The sequence below is a fragment of the Paenibacillus ferrarius genome (assembly GCF_002027705.1).
Classification (GTDB): Bacteria; Bacillota; Bacilli; order Paenibacillales; family NBRC-103111; genus Paenibacillus_E; species Paenibacillus_E ferrarius.
This window is the reverse complement of sequence record NZ_MBTG01000039.1, coordinates 1-25,478: the sequence shown is the minus strand read 5'-3', so window position 1 is coordinate 25,478 and position 25,478 is coordinate 1. Positions and strand designations below refer to the sequence as shown.

Sequence of the window (25,478 nt, the reverse complement as noted above, 5' to 3'; positions counted from 1 at the left end):
CAATTGAAAGTCACTGTAGTTAATAATTTCCCCCTCCATTTTTTATCAGCTTGCCCAGCAAAATTGAACTATATTCTGCCTATATTAACAGGCTTCCAGTGATAAACTCGTTGGCCTGTTATGCTAACTGGCATATTACAGGATTGAATGTCCGAAACAGAACGATAGTGAAGGAGCTTATCTCCTCGCGCAGATTAGTATGGCACAATTTTCTTGCGAAGAACGGTAAGAAAGGGTAGGTTACGGGGCCGATACTAGTAAAGATTATAGACGGATTCAACATTGACAAAAATTGACCGCGTGGTCTAAAATTAAATCAGGAGGTTTAATTATTTATGCAAAAGTCGATTACACGCACTCAACGAGCCCGACGTGAAGATATTGTCAGTGCCGCGATCGTCGTCATCAATCGCGAGGGCTACGCTGCTGCATCCGTCGAAAGGATCGCCAAGGAAGCAGAGACTAGCAAGAGCACCATTCTATATCACTTCAAGACGAAGGAAGCGATCTATGAGGAGCTGGTCATCACGCTCTATCAGAATGGTGCCTCATACATGACCGAACGAATCATGGCGGTCGAGACCTGTCGTGACAAACTCCGTGCGTACCTGTCCTCGAATCTGCACTTCATCGCTGAACATGCCGCTCATGTCAACGCCGTTCATTGGATTCAAGAAAATGGCGGGCTCAAGAGCGACGGTTCCGACGCAGTTACGCCGCTCACGACGCTGCTGTCATCCGGCCAGAAAGCCGGTGAGTTCGGTTCCTTCGATCCCGTGGTGATGGCGCTTGTCATCCGTGCCGTGGTTGATGGAGCATCCTTCCACTTCACAACGCACCCAAACCTGGACTTCGAACACTACATCAATCAAGCCATTCAGCTTTTCGAGAAAGCCACGGCTCTCTCATAGCGCAGAAAGGAAATTTAATGATGGACAAAAATTTGGCTGCCAACCATGCGAATCAACAAAAGGCAAAACCAGCTCTCCATCTCGTCAGATGGCTTGTCTCTTTCTATCTCTTGATAAGCTGGCTGACCGTCGCGGCGATCATTATTTTATCGTACACTGCACCAAACCTCGTAAACCCGGAGGCTTGGGTACGCGGCATCATCATCGCGGCTACATCGGTCTTGACTTTAGTCTTTGCAAATCGGGCCGCCACAGGTAAACCGCGTGCATTGATGCGGTTGCGTATCGTCGTGACCTTATTGCTCGTCGCATTCACCGCCGTACTTTTCTTCCTGTCTTTACCGATATGGATGAAAGTCGAGCAGGCCGTTTGCAGCGCACTGCTTCTAGTGATTGCCATTCTCATCTTCAGGCGCTAGACCCATTCATCAAATGTCTAATTCATGATAATGAAGTCATGGGATTGGAGCAACTTAGTATGGAAACAAAATTGGATTTATTTAAATGGAAGCAGTATGAATCGTCAATCATCTTACTAACAGTTCGATGGTATTTAAAATATAGTTCAAGTTATCGAGACATCGTAGAAATAATGAGCGAGCGGGGATTGGATCTTTCCCATACGACAATCATGAGATGGGTCCATGAGTTTGGGCCCGAAATAGACAAACGAATCCGCCCCTATTTAAGACCTACAAATGATTCGTCCAGAACGGACGAAACTTACATCAAAGTCAAAGGTCAATGGAAGTATTTATATAGAGCGGTTGATTCTATGGGGAAAACGATTGATTTTATGTTATCTGAAAATCGAGATATGCCAGCAGCTAAGCGTTTCTTTACAAAAGCATTCACCATAAATGAAAAAGCTATGCCAAAAGAAACTTTGGTTAGACAGACAAAGTATTTAAACAACATTGTGGAACAAGATCATCGATTCATAAAGAAAATTACGAAACCAAATCTCGGTTTCAAAACGTTTCACACTGCAGAACAGACGTTGAAGGGAATCGAGGCCATGCATATGATTAGGAAAGGACAGGCGGAAAATAATTCGTCTGTCCTATCTGCTGTTGAATGGCTCAATATAATATTTGGTATAGTGGCATAGTTAAATCAAAATTTCTGGGTAATTGCTATCCATTTTAGATTCTTGCACCACAACCAGAGCTGGCATATCGCTATTTTTTTGCTTGGAATAATTTGCGATTCCTTAAAATAGTATTATTGAATTAGAAAACAGAAATATTGACTTAGCAAACAATGTGGAAATGCCCTATAATCAACATAAGTTGATAGCGCTTACCGAATATAGATATTTCTCTGAATGGGAGCTATGACCATGAAACAGCTTCGCTTCAAGATTAGAACGATACGTAGTTATATTGTCTTGTATACTTGTCTCATTTTTACAATTGTGATCTCTTTATTTGGTGGTCTAACTTACTATTATATCTCAAATACCATGTTTAATGAGATATTGAAATATACCCGGCAGGTTGTGGAAGAGAAGAAAAGCAATATCGATTCGCTTTTTTCTCAAGTTGTTACGTTGATGCAGCAAACAGCAAGCAGCTCCATACTCAATGAATCCGTTCAACCGATAAACCCAGGCGATTATCCAGCCTTATTAAATAATCAACGTCGGCTTGAAGATTATATGCAAAATTTGCAAAAGTTCAATCCAATCATCAAAGATTTTATTGTGCTTGATGTGAATGGCACTGCTATAGACCAAACCGGCTCTGCGGTTATTAAAGAGTATAACTTTCATAAGCAGCCGTGGTTTGCCAAGCAAAACTTTTCCTATTTTCGGGTAAACTTTATCGGGGTACACCCACAAGACTATTATTCAAGCGCAAGTTCGGACGAAATGATTGTTTCGGCTCTAGCGCCGGTTTATAACTTTTCCCGTCCACTGGGAACATCATATCCGATGCTGTTATGCAACCTCAACGTAAGTGAGATTCAGTCACTGGCCAAAGAGACAAGGTTCGAAAAGACAGGATTTTTAATGGTCATCGACGAAAAGGGACAGCCCTTGTATAAGCCAGCTGCTAATCTTCATATCGACGGTATTGCTTCAACTGTCAGAAAATATATGGATGCTGATTCCGGGGATTTTTTTCTTAATGATGGCGATAAGCGATTCGCAGTGGTATATGATACATCCAAGATAACCAGGTGGAAAATCGTGACCTTAATTCCCGCGAATGAGATCAGCGAGCATACCCATCGGATTGGTATCTACTTTGGGTTGGCGATAGGCATATGTATCCTATTGGTTATTGCTGCTTCTTTCTTCATTTCATCCAAGCTAACTCGACCCATCGTTCGTTTAATCCAGAAAATGCAGCAAATTGAAAGAGGAGATACTTCGATTAAGTTGTACGATACGAGTACGGAGGAAATAGAGAAGCTGACTTATCGAATTGATTCCCTGATCGAGAATGTCACCTCTTTGACACGGGATGTGTATACGTATCAAATTCATGGCAAAGTCATGGAACTGCGGGCATTACAGAGCCAGATCAATCCTCATTTTCTGTATAATACGCTCCAGTCGATTAAAGCATTATCCGTCACCGGCCGAAATAAGGACATTAGCACGATGGTTACTTTGATTGGCAGTATGCTGCGGTATGCAATCAACAATGTTCAGGATGTAGTGACAGTCGCTAATGAGCTTCAGCATATCGAAGTTTATATGCAAATCCAGAACTTTAGATATCCGGATCGTTTTCATTATCAGATTGTATGCGATGATGTTTTGAAAACAAATTTGATGCCAAAGCTTACCTTGCAACCTATTGTGGAAAATGCAATTTTGCATGCCTTTCACAATCGAAATCAGGGAAATATTCGAATTATAGTTCAAAGAATGAACCACTTGATTATATCTGTTCACGATGATGGAGTCGGCATGACTCCTGAAGACACTGACAGATTATGCAGCAAGCTTGAGGGGAAGCCGGGCGAGGAGACGACCCAAGGAGGGGTTGGCCTGATTAACGTCCATCATCGAATTCAGATGAAGTACGGCGAAGCGTATGGACTTACGATAGAGTCAGTCTTGGAGCAAGGTACCAGTGTTCAAATAGTAATCCCATTTAAGGAGGAATCATCATGAAAATGCTGCTTGCGGACGATGAAATTTTAACCTTACAGCTTATGGAGCATATTATCGATTGGGAAGCTTTAGGCATAGAAATTGTCGGAACGGCAATGGATGGATCAATGGCTTTGGAGCTTATGAAGCAAACGTCTCCCGACTTGCTGATTACCGACATTCGGATGCCAAACGTTGACGGTATGCAATTGATCAAGCAGGCCCTCGAGTTCAAACCGGATTTGTATATCGTGATCATTAGCGCTTATGCGGAATTCGAATACGCCCGTGAAGCGATAAAGAATGGTGCAAAAGGGTATTTGCTTAAACCGCTCGATGAACATGAGCTTGTGGGTGTATTGCAAGAAATTCAGAAAGAATGGCGATCGACCGCGGAGCAGCATGAGCGGGAAAGAGAAATGAAGCTGATGCAGGCTGAGCAATACTGGCGAAAGCTTCTTTACACACCATCACTGTTACAAGAAGCCTTTGGAGAATATAACTTCGGTACACCTTATCACCTTGCCGTTATGAAAACAGAGAGCATGACATATAGCGAACAGCTGCGCCTGGAAGAAAACATGGCTAGATTTACTGAGGCTGTACCAAGCGAGATAAGAACAACGCTTGAAAGATGCCTTTTTCAGATTCACCATGAAAGAAGCACCAAGCAAGGTACAATTGAGTTCCATGACATTGTATTCGAAAATGTTCCGGGCGAATGGATATTTGCTCTTAATAAAGATTTTAATCTGGCTAAAGTGAAGGAGTTGTTGCAGTCCGTAGCGGAATTACTTGGTGTACAAGTTATCATAGGCATTAGCCATGTGAAAACAGCAATTAGCGGCTTGCATGAAGCTTATAGAGAATCACTTGATGCGCTCAAGATCAGGTTCTTCTATGAAGACGGGCAATCCTTAGTATATGTTCTATCTGTGCAAGAACGAAAGCTCTCTAACAAAGACAATAACGAAGCTTTCATCCAGTCGCTATTCGGCATAGTGGACCAATGGCTGGACTTTCCTGCTGCCAATCGTTTGTCCGATCAACTCGAAAGCGTACTGGACATTAAACTGAATATGAAAATTGACGATGTGTACCGCAGGTGTCATGATTTGATATTTGTGTTGAAAATGAAACTATGGAATCGTAATGAACATGCGGCTTTCCAAATGTTGGACGGAGTTCGTCTTTCTGAGGGCAAAGAGCATCGCTCGCTCAAAGAGCTGCAGGAGTTCATGTTCCAGATATTACAGGAGCTAAGCGGTATACTTAGAAATGAAGGAACCGAACATAACCCGCTCATTTCCAAAGCTAAGCAATATATCAAGGAGCGGTATCATACCAATCTCTCTTTGGAACAAATCTGCGAGGCTGTCGCCGTCAGCAAAAGCTACTTCAGTTACTTGTTTAAGAAAGAAACGGGCCTCAGCATATGGGATTATCTAACGGAATATCGAATTGAGAGAGCGAAAGCGCTACTATTGGAAACGAAACTCAAAAATTACGAGATCGCACTTGAAATCGGCTATGAGAATCCAAGTTATTTTACGAAGATGTTTAAAAAGCTAAACGGCATTGGGCCGCAAGAATACAGGACTCAAAGAGGAAATATGTAGATCAAGAGATCGGCTGTGCATCTATGTGCAGCTTTTTCTGTATTCATTGTAAGCGTTTCAAAGTCAGTAATATTGAGTTAGGAATTCCAATATAACGGATCATTACGTGATGATCAGACAGGTTACAATAAACATGTAAACGCTATCGAAGACTAGATAGGCAAGATTGCGTTACATAAATACAAGAGAGGGGTTTATAGCATGAAGAAAACGGTATCATGGATGGCTTTATCGGTTTTATTAGTATCCGTCACCCTGACGGGATGCAGTACAGGCAGCTCGAATCAAGCATCGCCTACGTCCTCATCAACAGCAGCAAGTACAGAAAGCGGGGCAAAAAAATCGCAAAAGGTTACGATTAAGATCGCAGGGTTTAATAAAGAAGAAGGCCGGAAAACATACTTGGAAATGCTCAAAGAGAAATTTCCTAATTATGACATTCAGTACCAGTTTATTGACAACAAACAATATAGTAATGTGGTGACTACGTATCTAGCCAGCGGTGAGGGACCGGATATCCTTGAAGGCGGAGATGCGAAATGGGCTGCAGCGGGATATCTGGAGGACCTGACCTCTCAGCCATTTGTCTCTAAATATTACGAAACCGGATTGAAGCCTTTCACGGTAGGTGGCAAGGTTTACTCGATACCGCTGCAGTCATGGTTCGAGGGCATTTGGTATAACAAAGATCTCTTTGTCAAAGCAGGGATTCAGCCACCGAAAACATTTGACGATTGGATGAAAGCTCATGATGCTTTGCGTGCTGCCGGTATTAAACCACAAGCCATGGGCGCTAAATCATGGGAACCGATGATGAAACAATCGATCGGCGTTGCACTGAACGATTTTTACTCCAAACCAGAAAACAAAAACTTTGATGAGGAATTCGGTAAAGGCAGTAAAAAGCTTTTTGATAACTGGAAAGACGCATTTACGAAATGGGATCAGACGGTTCAAAAGAAAAACCTTACACCGGATATGCTGGGCATAGATTACGATCAAGCGCAGGATGAATTCGCTACAGGCAAAGCGGCGATGTGGGAGTCAGGTCCATGGGCATATGATGGTTTAATGAAAAAGAATCCGAATTTGAATTTGGGCATGTTCCCGATTCCGGGCTCTGCACAAGGATCCGGCTGGCTGATCGGCGGTCCGGGCAGCGCTTGGTCTGTCAACAAGAACAGCAAGCATAAAGCGGAAGTCATGAAGATTTTGGACTTAACTTCAACGAATGAAGCGCAGACGGCTCTTATTAAAGATAATTTCGGAACCTCATTCTTGAAAGGTGCAGATAATAGCGGCTTGCCGAAACAATACGCCGACTCGGCAGATGCATTCAAAGAAGGGCATGTCTATGTACCGTGGGGGAACTGGGGAGTCCTGTCTGGAGATGGCGTGATCACGGAAATCGGGAAGCTATTACAAGATCACTTGTCAGGCGCTAAATCTATCGATGACGTTTTAAAGAATGTTGATAAGAAGGCGGACGAGCTCCGAAATGCGATAAAATAATAACAATAAGGGCGGATGTGGTAATCATGATTTCCACATCCCTCTTTTAGAGGTGATTTCTCAATGAGAGTGTTTAGGCTTCACTGGAAGAAGGAGTTCATTTTTATATCCTTTTTACTGCCTGCGCTAATCGGTTACTCCATTTTCTATATGTACCCGATTATCAATACGTTTATATACAGCTTTACGGATTTATCGTTGTACAAGCCGAGCATGCATTTTATTGGTTTGCAAAATTATATTCGCTTGTTTCAAGATGAAACTGTTTCAACGGGGATCAAAAACTCGATCATCTATGCTTTGGCCATGACCGTTTTGCAAAACGGCCTAGCTATTCCGCTTGCCGTTGTATTAAATCGTCATTTAAAGACAAAAAATCTATTAAGACTTGTATTTTTTGCACCCGCAGTCTTAAGTCCGTTAGTCGTCGGTTTTCTATGGTCGTATATTATGTCTACAACAGATTACGGATTGCTCAATCAACTTCTTCAAGGTGTGGGATTAAGCAAAATCAATTGGCTGGGAAATCCGAAACTTGCGCTGTATTCGGTCATCATTACGCAAGTATGGCAGTGGACCGGCTATGCGATGGTCATCTATTTGGCCAATTTGCAGGGCATATCGAAAGACTATTACGAGGCTGCAGAACTTGACGGAGCCGGCGGGTGGGTGACTTTTTGGAAAATTACGCTGCCGCTTCTGGCGCCGTCCATTACTTTTAATACAGTAATGAGCATGATCGGTGGGCTAAAAGTATTTGATGTTGTATTTGCAATGACTGGCGGAGGACCGGGGCATTCGACAGAGACCATTGTCATTACATTAATGAACAAAGGTATTTCCGAATCTCAGTTTGGTTACGGCTCCGCATTTGCCGTCGTATTCTCAATCATCGTCATTATTGTGGCGGCCTTACAAATCAAAGTTCTCAAAAGATGGGAGGACGGAGTATCATGAACACCCTATCTGCAAGGCGAATTAACATAGCTCTGGAAGTCATCATGCTCCTTCTGGCAGCCGTCATGGTAGTTCCTATTTATTACTTGCTTGTAACCACATTAAAGACGTCGGCAGAGGCCGCGCTCCATCCTTTAGCGCTGCCTAACCATTTTATGATCTCTGGTTATATCAAAGCCTGGCAGACGATGAATTACCCGCGCGTTTTTATGAACAATGTCTTGATCACCGTTACTTCCGTAGTTGGCGTTATTCTTTTAGCTTCACTCGCCGCATATACGTTTGCTCGTCGCCCAAACCGCATCAATCAAATTTTGTTTTACTTTATTCTGATCGGTGTTACCATTCCCTTTCAGGTCGCCACGATCCCTTTGTTTAAACTAATGAAATCATTCGGCCTTGTTGATACGTTCAGCGCTGTCATCCTGGTCAATATCTTCACCATGATCTCATTCAACGTTTTTCTAATTAAAAACTTCATCGCAACCGTACCAATTGAGCTGGAGGAGTCTGCATCTATAGACGGCTGCGGCGTGTTCGGAACGTTCCGGAGAATCACGTTTCCACTTTTATTGCCCGTCATTGCTACCGTAGGTATTCTGGATTCGTTGACGGCCTGGAACGATTTCTACACTCCCTTGCTATTCCTGCAATCCAGGGAAAAGGGAGTCATTCTTCTTGAGGTTTTTCGGAATATCGGCCAATTCTCTACGGATTGGACGTCGTTTTTCCCCATGTTGGTGCTCGGAATTGCTCCATTATTGCTTTTCTATTTATTTATGCAGCGCTACATTATCAGCGGTATTGTGACTGGTGCAGTAAAGGGCTAAAGAGAGATTAATAGAGAAAGTCGGAAGGATGTGCAGGAATGGCATCAGTTTCAACCGTACATGTGATTTTTAAAACACATTTGGACATCGGGTTTACAGACTTGGCTGCAAATGTCATCCAGCGATACACGGAAGAATTTATACCGAAAGCGATCCGTTTGGCAGAACAGTTGGAGAGCAGGAATGGCCAAGCAAGATTTATTTGGACAACGGGCTCATGGTTGATCCATCATTACTTGCGGCAAGCAAACAAAAGCCAGAGAGCTATGATGGAGGAAGCCATATCGAAAGGCTATATCGCATGGCATGGGCTTCCTTTTACCACGCATACGGAATTATTGGACGAATCCTTATTTGAATACGGATTGTCGATTGCGACTCAACTGGATCAAACATATGGAAAAAAGACCATCGCTGCTAAAATGACAGACGTGCCGGGGCATACGATTGCAATGGTGCCTCATATGCAGAAGGCAGGGATTCATTATTTGCATCTGGGTGTCAATCCGGCATCCAAGAAGCCGTCTGTTCCGGATGTTTTTCGCTGGCAAGCGCAGGACGGATCGGAAGTGATCGTGAATTATGCGGGAAATTATGGCGAGGCGCTTGCTATTGATGGGTTACAGGATGTACTGGTATTTGCCCATACGGGTGATAATTGCGGCCCGCCAAGCGCAGATGATATCCAGCAGCAATTTGAAGAACTTGCCCGCAGGTATCCTGGGGCGGACATTAAAGCTTCTACCATGGATGCATTTGCCGCTAAGTTAATAGGCGTGCGTGATCAGCTTCCCGTCATTCAAGATGAAATCGGCGATACCTGGATCCATGGTGCAGCGACGGATCCACTCAAACTTGCAAAATTCCGCGAATTGGTGCGGTTAAGGCATAAATGGCTGGATGAAGGGAAGCTGACGGAAGGAAGCGAAGATTTCGAGAGCATGAGCGAAGCGCTCCTTCTTGTAGCGGAGCATACTTGGGGTATGGATGTGAAAAAGTTTTTGCCAGATTTCCGTCATTATGCCAAGGCGGAGTTTCATTCCGCTCGTATGAAAGATGTTATTAATTTGGATGACATTCCCGATAAGTTTAAGTATATCAGTTCCTTTGCCATGAATGAATCCGATCAGCTATCCAAGGGGTTGTTTGCGGCTGAGAAGAAGGAGAAGAAGTATTCTGTACTTGAACAGTCCTGGCAGGAACAACGCGAATATATCGATCAAGCCATTCAGGGCTTACGAACAGATATGCAACAGGAGGCGCGTGCGGCTTTAGAGCAGCTGCAGCTTCGCTCAAAGGATGAGGAACTCTGCGAAGCTGTAGAATGGAAGAGTGCGATGCGCTATTCAGTGAGCAGATTTGAAGTTGCATTTGGTGATGATGGTTCCATCGCCCATTTGGCGGACACAAAAGGGAAAGTTTGGGCTGATGAGGCTCATCGAATCGGAGTTTTTGGCTATGAAACCTTTGGGCAAGAAAACTACCTTCACTGGTTTACGCATTATATGGAGAATCTGAAAGAGACACATCCGTGGGCGGACGCCGATTTTGGCAAACCAGGCTTCGAGTATGCCAGTCCAATGCCGAAGCATAGACTTTATCAACCAACCTTGGTTGGTCTTCGATGGTACGAAACGCAAGAAGCGGATCTCGTTGTGGCGGCATTGAAGCTGCCGCAGCAGGCCGAGGAAATTTACGGAGCTCCCGCTAATCTGGAAATCCTCTATAAGTTTTTTAAGGATAGCCATACAATCGGGATCGATTTATTTTGGTCAGGCAAAGAAGCTTGCAGATTGCCTGAGGCAAGCTGGTTTTCCATCACACCGGTGGTAGATGATCCAACGCGTTGGGTCATGGATAAAATGGGGCAGCGAATTTCCCCGCTTCATATTGTTAAGGACGGAAACCGCAACCTTCACGGCATTGAAAAAGGTGTTTCCTATCAGGGATTGGATGGTTCCATTGCAATCGAATCGCTGGATACCGCGATCGTTTCCCCTGGTGAAAGACGGCTATTACAATTTAACAACACGTTTGCTCCGCTGAGTCAAGGTATGCATTTTAACCTTCACAATAATATTTGGGGAACCAACTTTCCGATGTGGTATGAAGGCGACGCCAAGTTCAGGTTTAAACTTGAGTTCAATTCGTATCTCACTAGTTAACGATAATGATGAATCCGGTAAAGCTCCGAACGGTGACAGTCGGAGCTTTACCGACTTGGTTGAACCTCAGTAATGTTGGACTAGAAATACGATAATAATGGATCATTACAAGCGCTATTATTGATTTATAATTCGTAATGTAAGCGCTACCTAAGATTTGAAGGGATGCGATGCGATGCGATGAATTAATCAACTATTAGCTATTCGAATAACAAGAACAACAATAATTAGGAGGGAATTTCATGAGGAAGATCAGACATTATCATTTTAAACCATTACTAGTTTGGGTATTAGTGGCCATATTCTTTTCGATTTCTCTAGTGGCTCCGTCTAAAGCTCGTGCTGCAGCTGTCATTTCTCAGCTAACAACATCAGCAGATGGTAAAGAATACATTCAAGTAGACGGTAAGCCTTTCAATCCGCTAGCGGTTCAACTGCGCGTAGACCGTATGCTTTGGCTGAACGGAAAGACGTTAGCCGATACGGCAAGTTATTATACAGACGCCAAGTCGCAAGGTTTTAACACGATCAGTGTGCCACTTCCATGGAGCATGATGGAGCCTACACAAGCTAATTATGATTGGACATGGCTGGATTCGTTCATCAATAACAGCTATAACAATGGTTTGAAGCTGGAAGTTCTCTGGTTTGGAACTAATGTAGCGGGCGGGGGATGTACAAAATTCATGCCTTCTTATATCAAAGATAATCCTACCGTTTCTTCCAAACATATCAACTCGAATGGTTCAACCTATACCGATAACCACGTTTACGATGGCGGATGTACCGCTTACAGCATGGCTGATCCCGATACACTGAATAGAGAAAAGGCTGCAATACAAGCTATCGTTGACCATCTTGCAGCCTATGACACTCATCATACAACCATTGGCATGCAAGTGAACAATGAAGCTCAAGTTAATACCGTCGCGTGCAGACCGATAACAGGCGGCGAATGGGATCGTTCTTATGATGCAGATACCACGGCAGCATACAATGCATCTGGCTTTACCAGCGGAAGTGCATTTGCTGACTATCAGTTTGCCAAGCGACAAGACCAGTTGGCTCAAGTGATCAAGCAAAGTAATTATTCGATCTACACACGTATGAATTTTTGGTGTGTAACCGATAGTATCACGAATTATTTACTAGCCAATGCGCCAAATATTGATTTCTGGGGCATGGATCCTTATACGAACAATATTAGCGATATATATTGGAAAATTAACAGGCATCTTAAGTATCTATCAATTTCCGAGAACACCCCTTATTCCAATGCTCCAACCTTAACCATGAACGCCTATCAAGCCGGCGCCATTCATTATGATACTTATCAACTTGTTTGGGAGGCTAATGACAGTGATGCCGCCAATAGAGACACAATGGTTAATTTGGACCACAGTTGGAACGCCAGCGCTGCTTCTATATCGAATATGAATAAGCAATTAGCTAAAGAACCCTATCTGACAACTTATCAGAACAGAGTGAACATTGCCTATTTCCATACGGCCGATACTAATCAAAGCAGCAATGAAAGCAAATCAATTGGCACTCTAAACATTAATTTTAATACTTCTAATTCTGGTATGGGATTTGCAATCAAAAACACAAATGATCTTATGCTCATGGGCTTAAATGGGGGAGGCACATTTAAAATATCCTATCTCTTACCTGACAGTGCCGACATTGGTTACTATGATGCCGATCATAATTGGATTTCGACCGGTTCTGCAAGCTTTACAAATAATGGTGATGGTACCTTCAGTATTCCTGTTAGCGATATGCAGTACATCAAGCTTCATTACAATTCCGCAATTCAAAGTGTGTCTGCTTATTCAACGAATGTTGATCAAGAAGAAGAGCTGCTGCCACATAATGCTATCGATGGTAACATGGACACTGCATTTGCAAGCGTTGACAATCCGGTTTTCCCACAGTACTTCACGATGAACTATGCAATTCCGCAAAAATTCTATGGTGTTACAATCTATTGTAAATATTGCAAAGGTCAAGGGATCACGAATTTTGACGTACAAGTATCAGCAGATGGAAACACGAACTGGACGACAGTTGCTTCATCTGGAAACATGACTTATACTGCAAACAATTCGACACTTGAATCAAAGTCGGTATCTTTTAGTTCAGGTACAGGGATGAAGGGGATTCGACTGAAAATCAATAACGCTAATTTGCAATGGGGTCATTACGTGGTCAATGAAATGGTTCCGCTTATGGATTACAAGATTAAAAACAGATTAACTGGCAATTATTTAAATATCCAAAATAATACCGGTAAAGTTGAAATAGGCCCTCTAGGACAACCGGGTTGGACAAGCGCGCTATGGGCACTTGAAAATTCGGATAATGGCTATGTGAGAATAAAGAATAGAAGTACCGGCGCTTATTTGCATATTCAGGATTTAAAAGGTTGGTTACAATATGGTTCTTTAGGACAACCGGATTGGTGGAGCGCACAGTGGAAGCTCGTCGATACGGACAGCGGATATAAAAAGATTAATAATCGCTGGCAAACAAATCAATATATCAATGTTCAGCATCAGTTAGGCTATGCAGAGGTAAGTACAATTGGACAAACGGATTGGAGTGCCCAATGGGTACTTGAACCGGCGAATTAATGTGGTAATTTAATTAAAAATTATTGTAACCGGCAGACCCTTGAGTTTGTCGGAAAAATTCGACAACACAGGGGAAGATTTGGAGGATTTGATCTCCATCGGAACGATCGGATTGATCAAAGCGATCGAATCGTTCTCGCCGAACAAAGGAACGAAGCTCGCCACTTTCGCGGCTCGGTGTAACGAGAACGAGATCCTGATGCATCTGTGTTCGCTGAAGAAAACGCGGAAAGATGTGTCTCTGCATGATCCCATTGGAACGGACAAAGAGGGGAATGAAATTACGTTGATCGACATCCTCGGCAGTGAGGCGGATGATGTGGTGGATGCTGTACAGGGCAAATCTGTCGCTATTTATCGCAGAATGTCACGAAAGCAGCGAGAGCCGTTCGTATTCCAGGCGATGAGCCGACGGGAGCGTGGGATATCGAAGACCGGTGTGGAGATTATGGATATTTTCGGGCGGTTGAATCAGCAACGCTGGACGATTATTGTGATTACGCTTGATCGGCAGGTTGCGGAGCAGGCGAAGCAGGTTGTCAGGTTCCGGGATGGGCGGCTGGTTGCCCTAAGAAAAGTCTTAGGGTGTTCGCCAACGGTACAGTGGCCGCGGTAACCGAAGAACCAGCCTGTTGATTCAACAAAACAGGCGGGTTCTTCGTTTTTTTAAGTTGTACAGGTTAATATTCATCAACCATTTCACTTTGTTTAATTTCTTGAAAACCAGTGTCGACCCATGTAGAGGCAGGTGCATGTTTAGAAGCTGCGAGTAATTGATTAATTATTTCCTCTCCCCATAGATGTTCATTTTCAGAAATCACGGAGTTTATTTGACCATTTAATAAGGCTTCTTTGACATCAGGAGTCATACCGAATGTTATGGCATAACGCTTTAATCCTTGGGATTTCCAAACGAGAATTGCATTCGAACTGGAAACAATATCCAAAGGGACAAGTGCGTCAAAATGAGGATGCTCATTGATCATTGATTCTAGGTCCGCAATTGCTTTTTCGTTATCCCCATCATGATATCTCATTTCGAGAACTTGTATTTCCGTATTTTTTTTTAGATATTGCAGTAATCCCTCAAGTCGGTGGATGATTTGAGGTGATTTGGATAAGCTCCCCTCAATCATGATCATTCCTCTACCTTTCAGATTTCTTTCAATAATTTGTCCCATGAGAGTACCTTCTTTCAGCGGATCACTTCCTATGAAGGTATATCGTTTACTGTCAGGAACATCGGAATCGAAACAAATAACGGGAATACCAGATTGTACGGCTTTATTAATTAAAGGTACCAAAGCAACCGGATCGATTGGATCAATGGCAATTCCATTTACCTTCTGTGTAATCAGGGTTTCCATCATTCTCATTTGCTGTTCCAGATTAATTTCATCAGGGGCTTTGACAATTAATTGAATGGAATAAGGTTTGCTTGCTTTTTCTATGGAATCGGTAATCATCTCATAGAAAGGGTGTGTCATCGGATAAATGATACCAAAAATGAGTTGATCGGAATGTTTTGTGTTGGACATCGTTGATTTTGGCGTGCTTGACGCAGAAAAAGATAATTCCGGTGTGGACGGCGTTGATCCCTTACATCCAGATAAAATGAGCAACATCATACAGCCGATCGTCAGCCATTTAATCATTCTCATGAAGAGAATCCCCCTTCAGGATATCGAGGGCTTCATCGGCAGTCCCATTTTTTCTAAATTCTTTTGGTGTCATTCCTGTTAATCGTTTAAATAAATTTGAAAAATAATGGGGGTCATTATAGCCCACCAAAAAAGCGATTTCATAAGATTTTGCTGATGTACTCTTAAGCAGATCCATCGCTTTTCGAATACGGACTTGTGTTAAATATTCAATAAAGGTTTGGCTTGTTTCCTGACTGAATACTCGGCTCAAGTAGTTTGGACTCAAATTTACATACTCGGCTGAATCTTGCAAAGAGAAGTTATCTTTTTCAAAATTCAATTGGATGTATTCTTTAACTTTTGCAATCATATCGCTATATTTATCGTAAATACGAGAACGCCATGTCCAAAACTGTTCAATTAAATGGGTTAAATAAGAACAGGTTTCCTCCCAAGTACGGATATTACCTATCATTTGCTGGAATTGTTGAAGCGCCTTTTCAGGCTCTGTAAGGTGGCGATACATATCTTTATTCGAACGAAAAGCTTCGATGGTCACATCATTTAAAATGTAGAAACCGATTGAAGAGGTATGCCAATTGATATCGACTAACGCAGCGGCATAATCTGCGACAAATGAACTTAATTTGTTGTGTGACCCAATTTTCAAGAAATCCATAAAAGCACCACGATCTAAAAAAAGAGTGGGATCTAAGGTTGCTGTCTTCATCTCACTTAGCACATTCCGATTTTGACGGGATAACCTTCTCCAATGAACATCTTCCATGGCATCAAGAAAGGATATATGTACTTTTTGAAGACGATCTTGTACACTACCAATGCCAATAGAGATAGGGAGTGAATGGGCTTCTTCTGAGATTGCTTTTTGCAAATCCTGAAATAGTTGTAATTCGAGCTTTAAATTCTCTAAGGTATCGCCTTTAATAATCCAAACACTTTCAGAGCGGCTGCGCTGAAACATCAACTGTTTATAGTTCTCCTTTAGTATTTTGCATTTGTCCAAAAGTAAGCGCTCATTGTCATGCATAACATTCATCTCTTCATGCTTGTCTGCTTCTGCTTCACGTAAATCTAGCACGGTAACTATGTAATAATGAGCTATAATGTTCAATTGAATGGAGGCACTATGATGCATCACTTCTGAAGTGGTCATGAAACCACTGCATAGATCATTCAATAGCTTGTCTTGTGAAATTGTACTACTTTCATGTTCTTTCGCTTTAAGCAGTTGGAGTTGCATTTTTATTTCTCGTTCTTTGTCAATTTCAGCGCTGACTTTATGGAGCACCTTCAGGAGCTCAGCAGGACTAATTGGTTTTAAGCAGTATTCTTGCACACCAATTTGCATAGCTGATCTTGCATACTCAAACTCGGCATGGCCGCTAATAATAATAATCTTCATATCCGGAAACTGCTTGCTCATAATGCTGCTCAGCTCAAGACCGTTCATGAAAGGCATTAAAATATCCGTAATTAAGATGTCCGGCTGGACTCTTTCAATAATAGGAAGTGCGACCTCTCCATCTGAAGCATCGCCACTGTAAATAAACCCTTCCTTTTCCCAATCAATACTATCACGAATGATTTCCCTAATTAATATTTCATCATCGACAAGCAGTATTTTTTTCACGCAACATCATCCCCAATCACACGGTATTCGAATGCTAACAATGGTTCCTTCACTTTCAATGCTGTCTATCTGTACGCCGTAAGATTCCCCATAATATAAGCGAATCCGTCGATGAACATTATGCAATCCGAACCCTCCGGATACTTCATTCCCAGTTTCCTTGGGCGTATGTGGTTCCATTAAATCTTTGCGCAGCTGCCCAAGCCGATCTTCAGAAATGCCCTTACCATTATCCTCTATCACAATAAGAAAATTATCTTCATCCTCAATCCTTGCGGTAATTCGAATTAATCCTTTGCCACGCTTGTTCTTAAGCCCATGATAAAGGGCATTTTCAACAATCGGCTGTAATGTCATTTTGAGGATAAGTAAGGAATATAGGCTTGAATCAATGGCAATTTCATAATCTAAAATATCGCGATATCGCATCTGTTGAATGGTTAAATAGCTCTGAAGATGCTCAATTTCTTTCTCAAATGTGATCGAATCCTTTCCTTTGCTTAAGCTAATACGAAACAGTTTGGATAAAGCCATGACCATCTGGACGACTTGATCTTTTTTTTCAGATTGCGCCAGCCATAGAATGGAATCCAATGTATTGTATAAAAAATGCGGGTTAATTTGTGCCTGTAAAGCTCTGAGCTCCGATTTTTTGATTTCTTGCTGTTCATTAATACTTTTGTCAAGCAACATCCGAATTTTCCCGAGCATAATATTGAAGCTGTTTCCCAAATCTGAAATTTCATCCGTACCAGCCAGAACGACTTTAGCTTCAAGAAAGCCAGATGCAGCGAGTTGCATTTTATTTTTGAGTATTCGAACCGGTCGAGTCAAGCGATTAGAGACAAAGAAATGCAAGGTTATAGCAAAAATGATGCTGAGCATAACGCTAATGATGATGAGCTGACGAATGGAATTGGCTTCCTCAACGATTTCTTGCAGGGGTACCACACCAACGATATTCCAACCCGTAGACATGGAAGGGGATGTCACAATAAATTCAGGTTTACCTTCAGAAGAATCAACATATTCTTTGTTTTTGTTTTCGATAATAGACGAAATCGTTTTATTCTGAGTCCATTTCGTATTGTGAGCGGCTTTAGATGGTAAGAAAATGGCATTTCCTTTGTTGTCTGCGACATAGAAAAAGCCGCTTGTTCCTATAATGACGTTGTCACAAAACTGTTTCACGATACTGTCATCAACATCGATAATAATGAATCCGATGACTTCGTGGGTAACCCGCTGTTTGACTGTGGAAACAATCGAGATAATATTATGATTTTTGTATAGGAATCCGTCCAATGGATCTAATGAAGCAGAATCATCTGGCGGTATATTCAAAACAGCCTCAGGATTCTGAATCAGATATTCAAAATGCGGATTACGCAATGCGTTTTTATTAAGTTGAAACACACCCTTCCTCTCACTAATCCCCCGGCCATACAGATTAATCATCGTTATGTTCAGCACACTATCATATTGATATGTCTGTCTATAAGAGGACATGGTTTGTAAAATTTCTCGCGCATCTAAATTCGAATCTGTTTGTGAAAATAAAAAGTGCAAAACATTTGGGTTTTTCTCGAGTTCGAGGAGTTTCTTTGTATCTGTGAATACATTATCCATGTCTGTCGCGAGTTGTGTAGCAAGCATCATCGTCGCGGCTTTGCTGTTATTAAATACGGTATTGTAAGATTTATTATATGAAATGAGACCAACAACAATTAATGGAAGACATGTGAATATAACAAACATCGTTAAAAGTTTGGCTCGAAGGCTAGAAGTTATTTTCCGATATAAGCCCATAGTAAAATAACCTTTCATTGGTTCCGATTTGTCAAATTCTTATTATAAATTATGAATCAATCGTTTTGAAAACGCAATCATGAAACAAAAAACTACACTTTTGGCATAGAAAATTTAAGTTTTAAATCGGGTTGATCAAAAAATGAATAATAATTTATAAGAAGTGTCAATGAAACTCCGTATACCCTCCCACAATTCGTATCCTATAATTTAGCTACACCGAAACAAACAGGTGAAATAAGGGAGGAAAAATAAATGAAAAAGTCTCTAGGGGTAGTTTTAGTAACTTCAGCAATGATGATGTTCACAGCAGCGTGTGGTAATTCAGGAGATAGTAAGACAGCGAGCAGCACTAGTGCGGCAGCGACTGTAAGCCCAAGCGCAGCAGCAGCAGCTACAGCTAAAGCTGACAAGAAAATCACAATGGGCTTTGCTCAAGTAGGTGCTGAGAGTGGATGGCGTTCAGCGAATACGAAATCCGTTCAAGATTCTGCTAAAGAAGCTGGAATTGAATTGAAATTCTCCGATGCACAACAAAAACAAGAAAATCAAATTAAATCTATTCGAACATATATTCAACAAAAAGTTGATGTGATCGCGTTCTCACCGGTTGTTGAATCCGGTTGGGACACAGTATTGAAAGAAGCGAAAGATGCTGGCATTCCTGTTATCTTAACAGATAGAGCTGTAGATTCGAAGGATACTTCCCTTTACAAAACATTCATTGGTTCGGATTTCGTGGAAGAAGGCCGCAGCGCAGGAAAATGGCTGGTTGACAAATATAAAGATGCGAAAGAAACAGTTAATATCGTAGAGCTTCAAGGAACTACAGGATCTGCTCCTGCAAATGATCGTAAAGCTGGATTTGGTGAAATTATTAAATCAAATCCAAACCTTAAAATCATTGCTTCACAAACGGGTGATTTTACACGTGCCAAAGGTAAAGAGGTTATGCAGGCATTCTTGAAAGCCAATAAGAACATTAATGTTCTCTACGCACATAACGATGATATGGCACTTGGCGCAATTCAAGCGATTGAAGAAGCAGGTCTTAAACCAGGTAAAGATATCATCATTATCTCAGTTGATGGTGTGAAAGACGGCTTCGTAGCGGCAAGCGAAGGGAAAATTAACTTCATCGTAGAATGTAACCCACTCCTTGGTGGGCAATTGATGCAAGCAGCTAAAGATGTACTGAGCGGTAAAGAACTGCCGAAACGAATCGTTACAAAAGAAGGCGTATTTACTTCCGAAGATGCGAAACGTGAATTGCCGAACCGTCAGTACTAAGAGATTGTCTACAACCTATTTAGCATAAATAAAAGGGCAGAGCTGCTCCATCTTGTTTGCATGGAGCAGCTCTCGTTCATATAGGAGAGGAGTGGCTCTATGAAACAGGATGGTCCAGTATTGCAGATGACTGGAATTCATAAGCAGTTTCCGGGTGTTAAGGCGTTAACGAATGTTAATTTCAGATTGTTCCCTGGCGAAGTTCATGCATTAATGGGTGAAAATGGGGCGGGGAAATCTACACTAATTAAAGTACTTACAGGTGTTCACTCCATCGATCAAGGTGTCGTTGAGATGGATAAACAGCCAGTTCGAATTCTTAGCCCGCTTGATGCGCAAAATGCAGGTATTAGTACGGTTTACCAAGAGGTTAACCTCTGTTCAAACTTGTCCGTAGCTGAAAATATTTATATTGGACGTGAACCACGTCGTTTCGGTCGCATTTTATGGAAAAAAATGAATGAAGATGCTGGGCAATTACTGAAGAAGAGAATGAATCTTGAAATCGACGTTACGCAACCCTTGCATGTGTATTCTGTAGCTGTTCAACAGCTTGTAGCGATTGCCAGAGCTTTAAGTATTTCGGCCAAAGTGTTAATTCTAGACGAACCAACCTCCAGTTTAGATAGGGGCGAGGTTGTACAACTATTTGCTGTCATGACCAGATTGAAAAATGAAGGGCTTGCGATCCTTTTTGTCACTCATTTCTTGGATCAGGTTTACGACATTTCAGATCGAATAACCATACTCCGAAATGGAGAATTTATTGGGGAATATTTAGCTGCAGAGCTTCCTCGTATAGAGCTGGTTTCCAAGATGATTGGGAAAGACCTTGAGCTGCTAGAAGAATTGCCTAAAGGTGATGCAGCTGCTCAAGTGCATAATGAAGTTTTAATTCAAGCAACTGATTTTGGGAAGAAAGGTTCCATTGAGCCTGTAGATCTCACGATTCATAAAGGAGAAATTGTGGGTTTAGCGGGTTTATTAGGTTCTGGAAGAACCGAATTAGCTAGATTATTTTTTGCTGCAGATAAGGCCGATTCTGGTGAAATGACAATTGCTGGTTCAAGTGATGCGATTCATTCACCAAGACAAGCGATTGATCAAGGCATCGCATTTTGTTCCGAAAATCGTAAATTGGAAGGTATTATCGATGATTTAACTGTTCGGGAAAATATCATTTTAGCCCTTCAGGCGTCGCAAGGGTGGTTTAAAACCATCTCAAGAAAACGTCAAGACGAAATGGCAGATGAATATATTCGCGCATTAAACATTAATCCACCTAACCCAGAACATCTAATTAAGAACTTAAGCGGCGGGAATCAACAAAAGGTTTTGCTAGCTCGCTGGTTGCTCACGGATCCTAGTTTATTGATTTTAGATGAACCGACTCGAGGAATTGATATTGGCGCCAAAGCTGAAATTCAGAAATTAGTGTTGTCTCTAGCGCAAAAAGGGATGTCAGTTCTATTTATTTCTTCTGAACTAGAGGAAGTTTTACGTGTCAGTCATAAAATCGTCGTGCTGCGCGATCGTCACAAGGTGAAAGAGATGGTTGGCGACGAGATTAGCCAGAAAAATGTCATGAAGGCAATTGCGGGAGGTTGATAGACATGGTGAAGCATCATTTGTTTTGGCCACTAATTTTTTTAGGCGCATTATTAGTATTTAACTTTATCTACTCTCCTGACTTCTTTGCGATAAAAATGAGGGACGGTCATCTTTACGGCAGTCTAATTGATATCTTAAACTTTGGATCTCCGCTAATGATTGTATCCATTGGTATGACCTTAGTAATCGCTGCTACGAAAGGGGTGGATCTTTCCGTAGGTTCAGTCGTTGCTATTTCGGGAGCGATAGCGTGCCTTATGATTAGCAACGGGGATGGCAGCTTAGTGAATGTCATTATTTCAGTAGGGACAGCGTTGTTAATTTCCCTTGTTCTAGGTGTGTGGAATGGTTTCCTTGTTGCCAATATTGGCATGCAGCCGATTATCGCGACGCTAATCTTAATGGTTTCTGGGCGTGGTGTTTCTCAATTAATTACGAGTGGACAAATAATTACCATTTCTAACCCGCACTATAAGTTCATTGGCGCAGGTTCCTTGCTGACTCTTCCTTTCTCCATATTCATCGTGGCTATCGTATTCCTCATTGCATATCTCTTAACTAGAAAAACTGCACTCGGTTTATTCATTGAATCCGTTGGGTGTAAACCAACGGCAAGTAAGCTTGCTGGCGTGAAATCGAAAACAGTTATGTTCTTCGTATACATGTTCTGCAGCATATGCGCCGCAATCGCGGGTCTGATTCTAAGCTCGAATGTATCAAGCGCGGATGGGAATAATGCTGGATTATGGTACGAATTAGATGCGATCCTAGCTGTAGTTATTGGCGGAACAGCACTAACAGGCGGACGCTTTTACTTAGCAGGAACATTGGTTGGGGCGTTGATCATTCAAACGCTGACTACGACGATTTATATGATTGGTGTACCGCCAGAAATAACACTGGTTGTGAAAGCTTTCGTAGTTCTAATTGTTTGTTTAATTCAATCGGAGTCTTTCCGGAAATCAATAGCCTTCCGTTGGAAAACGCGCCATTATCCTGCGGAGAGGGAGGTCAAACAGCATGCTTAAGAAACAGCATATTCCCATTCTAGTGACCATTGGATTATTCATTCTCATGTTCGCTATCGGTTCTTTTCGTTATACAGGATTCTTTTCCTTACAAGTGCTGATGAACCTACTGATTGATAATGCTTTTTTATTAATAACTGCCGTTGGAATGACATTTGTTATCGTATCTGGAGGCATTGATTTATCGGTCGGCTCAGTCATTGCTTTAACCACGATGATCTCAGCTAGTTTAGTCCAAGCCGGTTGGCCGCCTGGCCTTGTCATACCAATGGTATTGTTAATTGGAGCTTTATTTGGTTGGGGAATGGGGGCCATCATTCATTATTTCAAGATTGAACCCTTCATCGTGACATTATCAGGAATGTTCCTTGCTAGGGGATTGTGTTACATCATTAGCATTAATACAATTACGATCGATAATGCCTTCTATACAAGTGTGGCTCAAACGAAGATAAGATTACCTGGTGGTAACTTTGCTTCCATTAGTGTCATTATCGCCTTATTGGTTGTGTTTTTAGGCTTTTATATTGCACATTATACGCGTTTTGGCAGAAATACGTATGCATTAGGTGGAAGTGAGCAATCTTCCTTATTGATGGGATTACCCGTCGGACGTACCAAAATGTTAATCTATGCTTTCAGTGGTTTCTGCTCAGCACTAGCGGGTGTGGTCTTTACCTTTTATATGCTTTCCGGCTATGGCTTGCACGCAATGGGGATGGAATTGGATGCGATCGCAGCGGTTGTCATTGGTGGCACACTTCTCACAGGAGGCGTTGGATACATTGTAGGAACTTTCTTCGGTGTTATGATTCAAGGTGTCATTCAAACGATTATTAGCTTTGAAGGAACTTTAAGTTCCTGGTGGACGAAGATTGTGATTGGCGTTTTATTGTTTATGTTTATTATCTTACAACGTTTACTTAGTCAACGAAGCTGGGCGCAACGTAGATAAAAGTTGAGGGAAGGGCATTAATTGACAAGTTATGTCGAGTAATGCCCTTTTTTTGTTCAAAAATAAGAATTTATATGTTCTGGAGTGAACGCTGCCGTTGCCCGGGCTGCTCGCGCGGAGATAAGGGAACTACAGTCCGCTATTCTAGCCAAAAGTGCCCATATCGCGGGGGTGAGCATTCCTGTAGATGCTAATATTTTGGTTTTGCAAAAAACAAGCACCCTCTGTACATTAAGATCATATCACCGGCCAGTGACTAACATGATCTAATAACAGGAGAGTGCTCACTATGAAGTTTAAACAAAGACATTCGGAAAATCAACGGATCGAACGAATTACCACGAATCATCTTATCGTTGGTGTAGATATTGCCAAAGAAAAACACGTTGCTCGGGCTGTCAATTTCCGTGGGATCGAAATCGGACGACCTATTTCGTTTGAAAACGGAAGGGAGGGTTTCGAAAAATTATTTCGCTGGATTCAAAACTTACTAGTCCAAAAAAATCTCACTTCGTTCCTCATTGGACTCGAACCAACGGGGCACTACTGGTTTAATCTTACTGACTGGCTAACGCAAAACAACTATGAAGTCGTTCTGGTCAATCCCTTAACCACATATAGAAACAAAGAGAATCGAGACAACAGTCAGTCCAAAAACGATTTCAAAGATGCTTTGGTTATCGCAGATGCGGTCAGCCGGGGATTTTACTTTCCTTATCATCAGCATGGGGACGTTTACCAGCGTATACGTATGGTCATGAATGACCGCGAATACTGGGTGAAACAGCAAACAAGTCTAAAAAACCGCATCTTCCGCTTACTTGACATCCACTTTCCCGAGTACTGCCGTGTTTTTGAGGATTGGACAACCGTCCGTTCCCTGGCCTCACTCAAGATCTTTCCGTTACCTGCAGATGTAGGACTATTAACGCCGCTGGAGATGGTATCTTTATGGAGGGAAAAAGGCGGAATGAAGCGAGCTGGGGGCAGAACAGGCATGGAGATCGCTGCCAGACTCATCGCAGCAGCCCGCAATTCCGTCGGCAGTAAAGTAGGGTACGTGGAAGCGCGGAATGATCTGAAAAGGCTTCTTGAGGACTATGAGCGCTTGGCTGAACGACTGCGAGAGTTCGAACAAGAGCTGGAAAGGCTGCTTGAACCACTACCGGAGGTCCCCTTACTACGGAGCTTGAAGGGTTTGAGCACGTTGATGATCTCGGCATTGTTGGCAGGGTGCGGGGACCTAAGCAAGTATGCGCACGGTCAACAAATCCTCTCGCAAGCCGGAATGAACCTCGTGAATCAGAGTTCAGGCAAGCATCAAGGTAAAGTGACCCTTTCAAAGCGTGGAAGGCCCCAATTGCGAAAATATTTGTATTTAGCGGTACTCACACTTGTCAACAATCATCCGAGTTTTCAGCAGTGGCATATCCACAATGTACAGGTCATGAAGATGAAAAAGCACCGCTCTATTTTTAAATTAATCGGTAAATTAGCACGTATAATCATCGGTATGGTAAAACGGCAAGAAGAATTCAAATCGGACATGGAGCAGCAACAAGCTGCTTAGTTTATCCTAGTCATTGTTTATTGTGCTCCGCTGGAGTGTCAGAAAGTTGAAGGAAGCAACGCTTTTTAACTAGGGGCGTATGTTGGCCCATTCGTAGGATCACGCATGACGAAAAGCACGGAAGTACCGAGTAGTAGTTCCCAAAGGGCACAGACCCGTTACTAGAGCATCTCGGCCTCCAC

Annotated in this window: 18 protein-coding genes and 1 pseudogene; 16 read left to right on the top strand and 3 right to left on the bottom strand. The window is 42.3% G+C overall.

Going from position 1 to position 25,478, the window contains the following annotated elements:
• Positions 1-335: 335 nt before the first annotated feature.
• The 11 genes and pseudogenes from BC351_RS31245 to BC351_RS44460 all read left to right on the top strand — a co-directional run.
• On the top strand, positions 336-911 hold the full coding sequence (locus tag BC351_RS31245) for a TetR/AcrR family transcriptional regulator (protein ID WP_079418428.1): 576 nt from the start codon (positions 336-338) through the stop codon (positions 909-911).
• 17 nt (positions 912-928) lie between these two features.
• On the top strand, positions 929-1,330 hold the full coding sequence (locus tag BC351_RS31240) for a hypothetical protein (RefSeq protein WP_244209236.1): 402 nt from the start codon (positions 929-931) through the stop codon (positions 1,328-1,330).
• Positions 1,331-1,389: 59 nt separating this feature from the next.
• Positions 1,390-2,022 (top strand): IS6 family transposase, encoded by a 633-nt coding sequence (locus BC351_RS31235; protein ID WP_079418424.1) that lies wholly within the window; start codon positions 1,390-1,392, stop codon positions 2,020-2,022.
• A gap of 231 nt (positions 2,023-2,253) precedes the next feature.
• Positions 2,254-4,041 (top strand): sensor histidine kinase, encoded by a 1,788-nt coding sequence (locus BC351_RS31230; RefSeq protein WP_158082291.1) that lies wholly within the window; start codon positions 2,254-2,256, stop codon positions 4,039-4,041.
• Entirely contained in the window at positions 4,038-5,639 is a 1,602-nt protein-coding gene (locus tag BC351_RS31225; RefSeq protein ID WP_079418419.1) for a response regulator, read from the top strand. Before BC351_RS31230 ends, BC351_RS31225 begins: the two co-directional genes overlap by 4 nt.
• Before the next feature lie 201 nt (positions 5,640-5,840).
• Positions 5,841-7,151, top strand: coding sequence for an ABC transporter substrate-binding protein (locus BC351_RS31220; RefSeq protein ID WP_079418417.1), 1,311 nt, complete (start codon positions 5,841-5,843; stop codon positions 7,149-7,151).
• A 63-nt stretch (positions 7,152-7,214) separates the two neighbouring features.
• A complete protein-coding gene (locus tag BC351_RS31215; protein ID WP_079418415.1) occupies positions 7,215-8,108 on the top strand; it encodes a carbohydrate ABC transporter permease in 894 nt (297 codons plus the stop codon).
• Positions 8,105-8,938: a carbohydrate ABC transporter permease gene (locus BC351_RS31210; RefSeq protein WP_079418413.1), complete on the top strand. Its 834-nt coding sequence runs from the start codon at positions 8,105-8,107 to the stop codon at positions 8,936-8,938. Before BC351_RS31215 ends, BC351_RS31210 begins: the two co-directional genes overlap by 4 nt.
• Before the next feature lie 38 nt (positions 8,939-8,976).
• Positions 8,977-11,103, top strand: coding sequence for a DUF5054 domain-containing protein (locus BC351_RS31205; RefSeq protein WP_079418411.1), 2,127 nt, complete (start codon positions 8,977-8,979; stop codon positions 11,101-11,103).
• 242 nt (positions 11,104-11,345) lie between these two features.
• The gene (locus BC351_RS31200) at positions 11,346-13,739 is read left to right on the top strand and encodes a galactose-binding domain-containing protein (RefSeq protein WP_079418409.1); all 2,394 of its coding nucleotides are present in this window, start codon (positions 11,346-11,348) and stop codon (positions 13,737-13,739) included.
• 52 nt (positions 13,740-13,791) lie between these two features.
• A pseudogene (locus tag BC351_RS44460) lies at positions 13,792-14,082 on the top strand (sigma factor); the annotation flags it as partial.
• 337 nt (positions 14,083-14,419) lie between these two features.
• On the opposite strand, the gene BC351_RS31190 reads toward BC351_RS44460, so the two are convergent.
• Genes BC351_RS31190 through BC351_RS31180 form a run of 3 tightly spaced genes read right to left on the bottom strand, consistent with a single transcriptional unit; the run spans position 14,420 to position 18,791 of the window.
• The gene (locus tag BC351_RS31190) at positions 14,420-15,400 is read right to left on the bottom strand and encodes a sugar ABC transporter substrate-binding protein (protein WP_079418406.1); all 981 of its coding nucleotides are present in this window, start codon (positions 15,398-15,400) and stop codon (positions 14,420-14,422) included.
• The gene (locus tag BC351_RS31185; protein ID WP_079418404.1) at positions 15,387-17,033 is read right to left on the bottom strand and encodes a response regulator transcription factor; all 1,647 of its coding nucleotides are present in this window, start codon (positions 17,031-17,033) and stop codon (positions 15,387-15,389) included. The genes BC351_RS31190 and BC351_RS31185 overlap by 14 nt, the downstream gene beginning before the upstream one ends.
• Positions 17,034-17,039: 6 nt before the next feature.
• Positions 17,040-18,791 (bottom strand): cache domain-containing sensor histidine kinase, encoded by a 1,752-nt coding sequence (locus BC351_RS31180; protein WP_244209234.1) that lies wholly within the window; start codon positions 18,789-18,791, stop codon positions 17,040-17,042.
• Positions 18,792-19,097: 306 nt separating this feature from the next.
• On the opposite strand from BC351_RS31180, the gene BC351_RS31175 reads away from it, so the two are divergent.
• From BC351_RS31175 to BC351_RS31155, 5 genes are all read left to right on the top strand, one after another.
• Positions 19,098-20,132 (top strand): ABC transporter substrate-binding protein, encoded by a 1,035-nt coding sequence (locus BC351_RS31175; protein WP_079418400.1) that lies wholly within the window; start codon positions 19,098-19,100, stop codon positions 20,130-20,132.
• Between the two features lie 99 nt (positions 20,133-20,231).
• Complete coding sequence (locus tag BC351_RS31170) at positions 20,232-21,740, top strand: sugar ABC transporter ATP-binding protein (protein ID WP_079418398.1); 1,509 nt, start codon at positions 20,232-20,234, stop codon at positions 21,738-21,740.
• Between the two features lie 5 nt (positions 21,741-21,745).
• Positions 21,746-22,771 carry an ABC transporter permease gene (locus BC351_RS31165; protein WP_079418396.1) on the top strand — a complete coding sequence of 342 codons (1,026 nt, stop codon included), beginning with the start codon at positions 21,746-21,748 and terminating at the stop codon, positions 22,769-22,771.
• Entirely contained in the window at positions 22,764-23,726 is a 963-nt protein-coding gene (yjfF, locus tag BC351_RS31160; protein ID WP_079418394.1) for a galactofuranose ABC transporter, permease protein YjfF, read from the top strand. Before BC351_RS31165 ends, yjfF begins: the two co-directional genes overlap by 8 nt.
• Positions 23,727-24,015: 289 nt before the next feature.
• Positions 24,016-25,296, top strand: coding sequence for an IS110 family RNA-guided transposase (locus BC351_RS31155; protein WP_079414877.1), 1,281 nt, complete (start codon positions 24,016-24,018; stop codon positions 25,294-25,296).
• Positions 25,297-25,478: the final 182 nt, after the last annotated feature.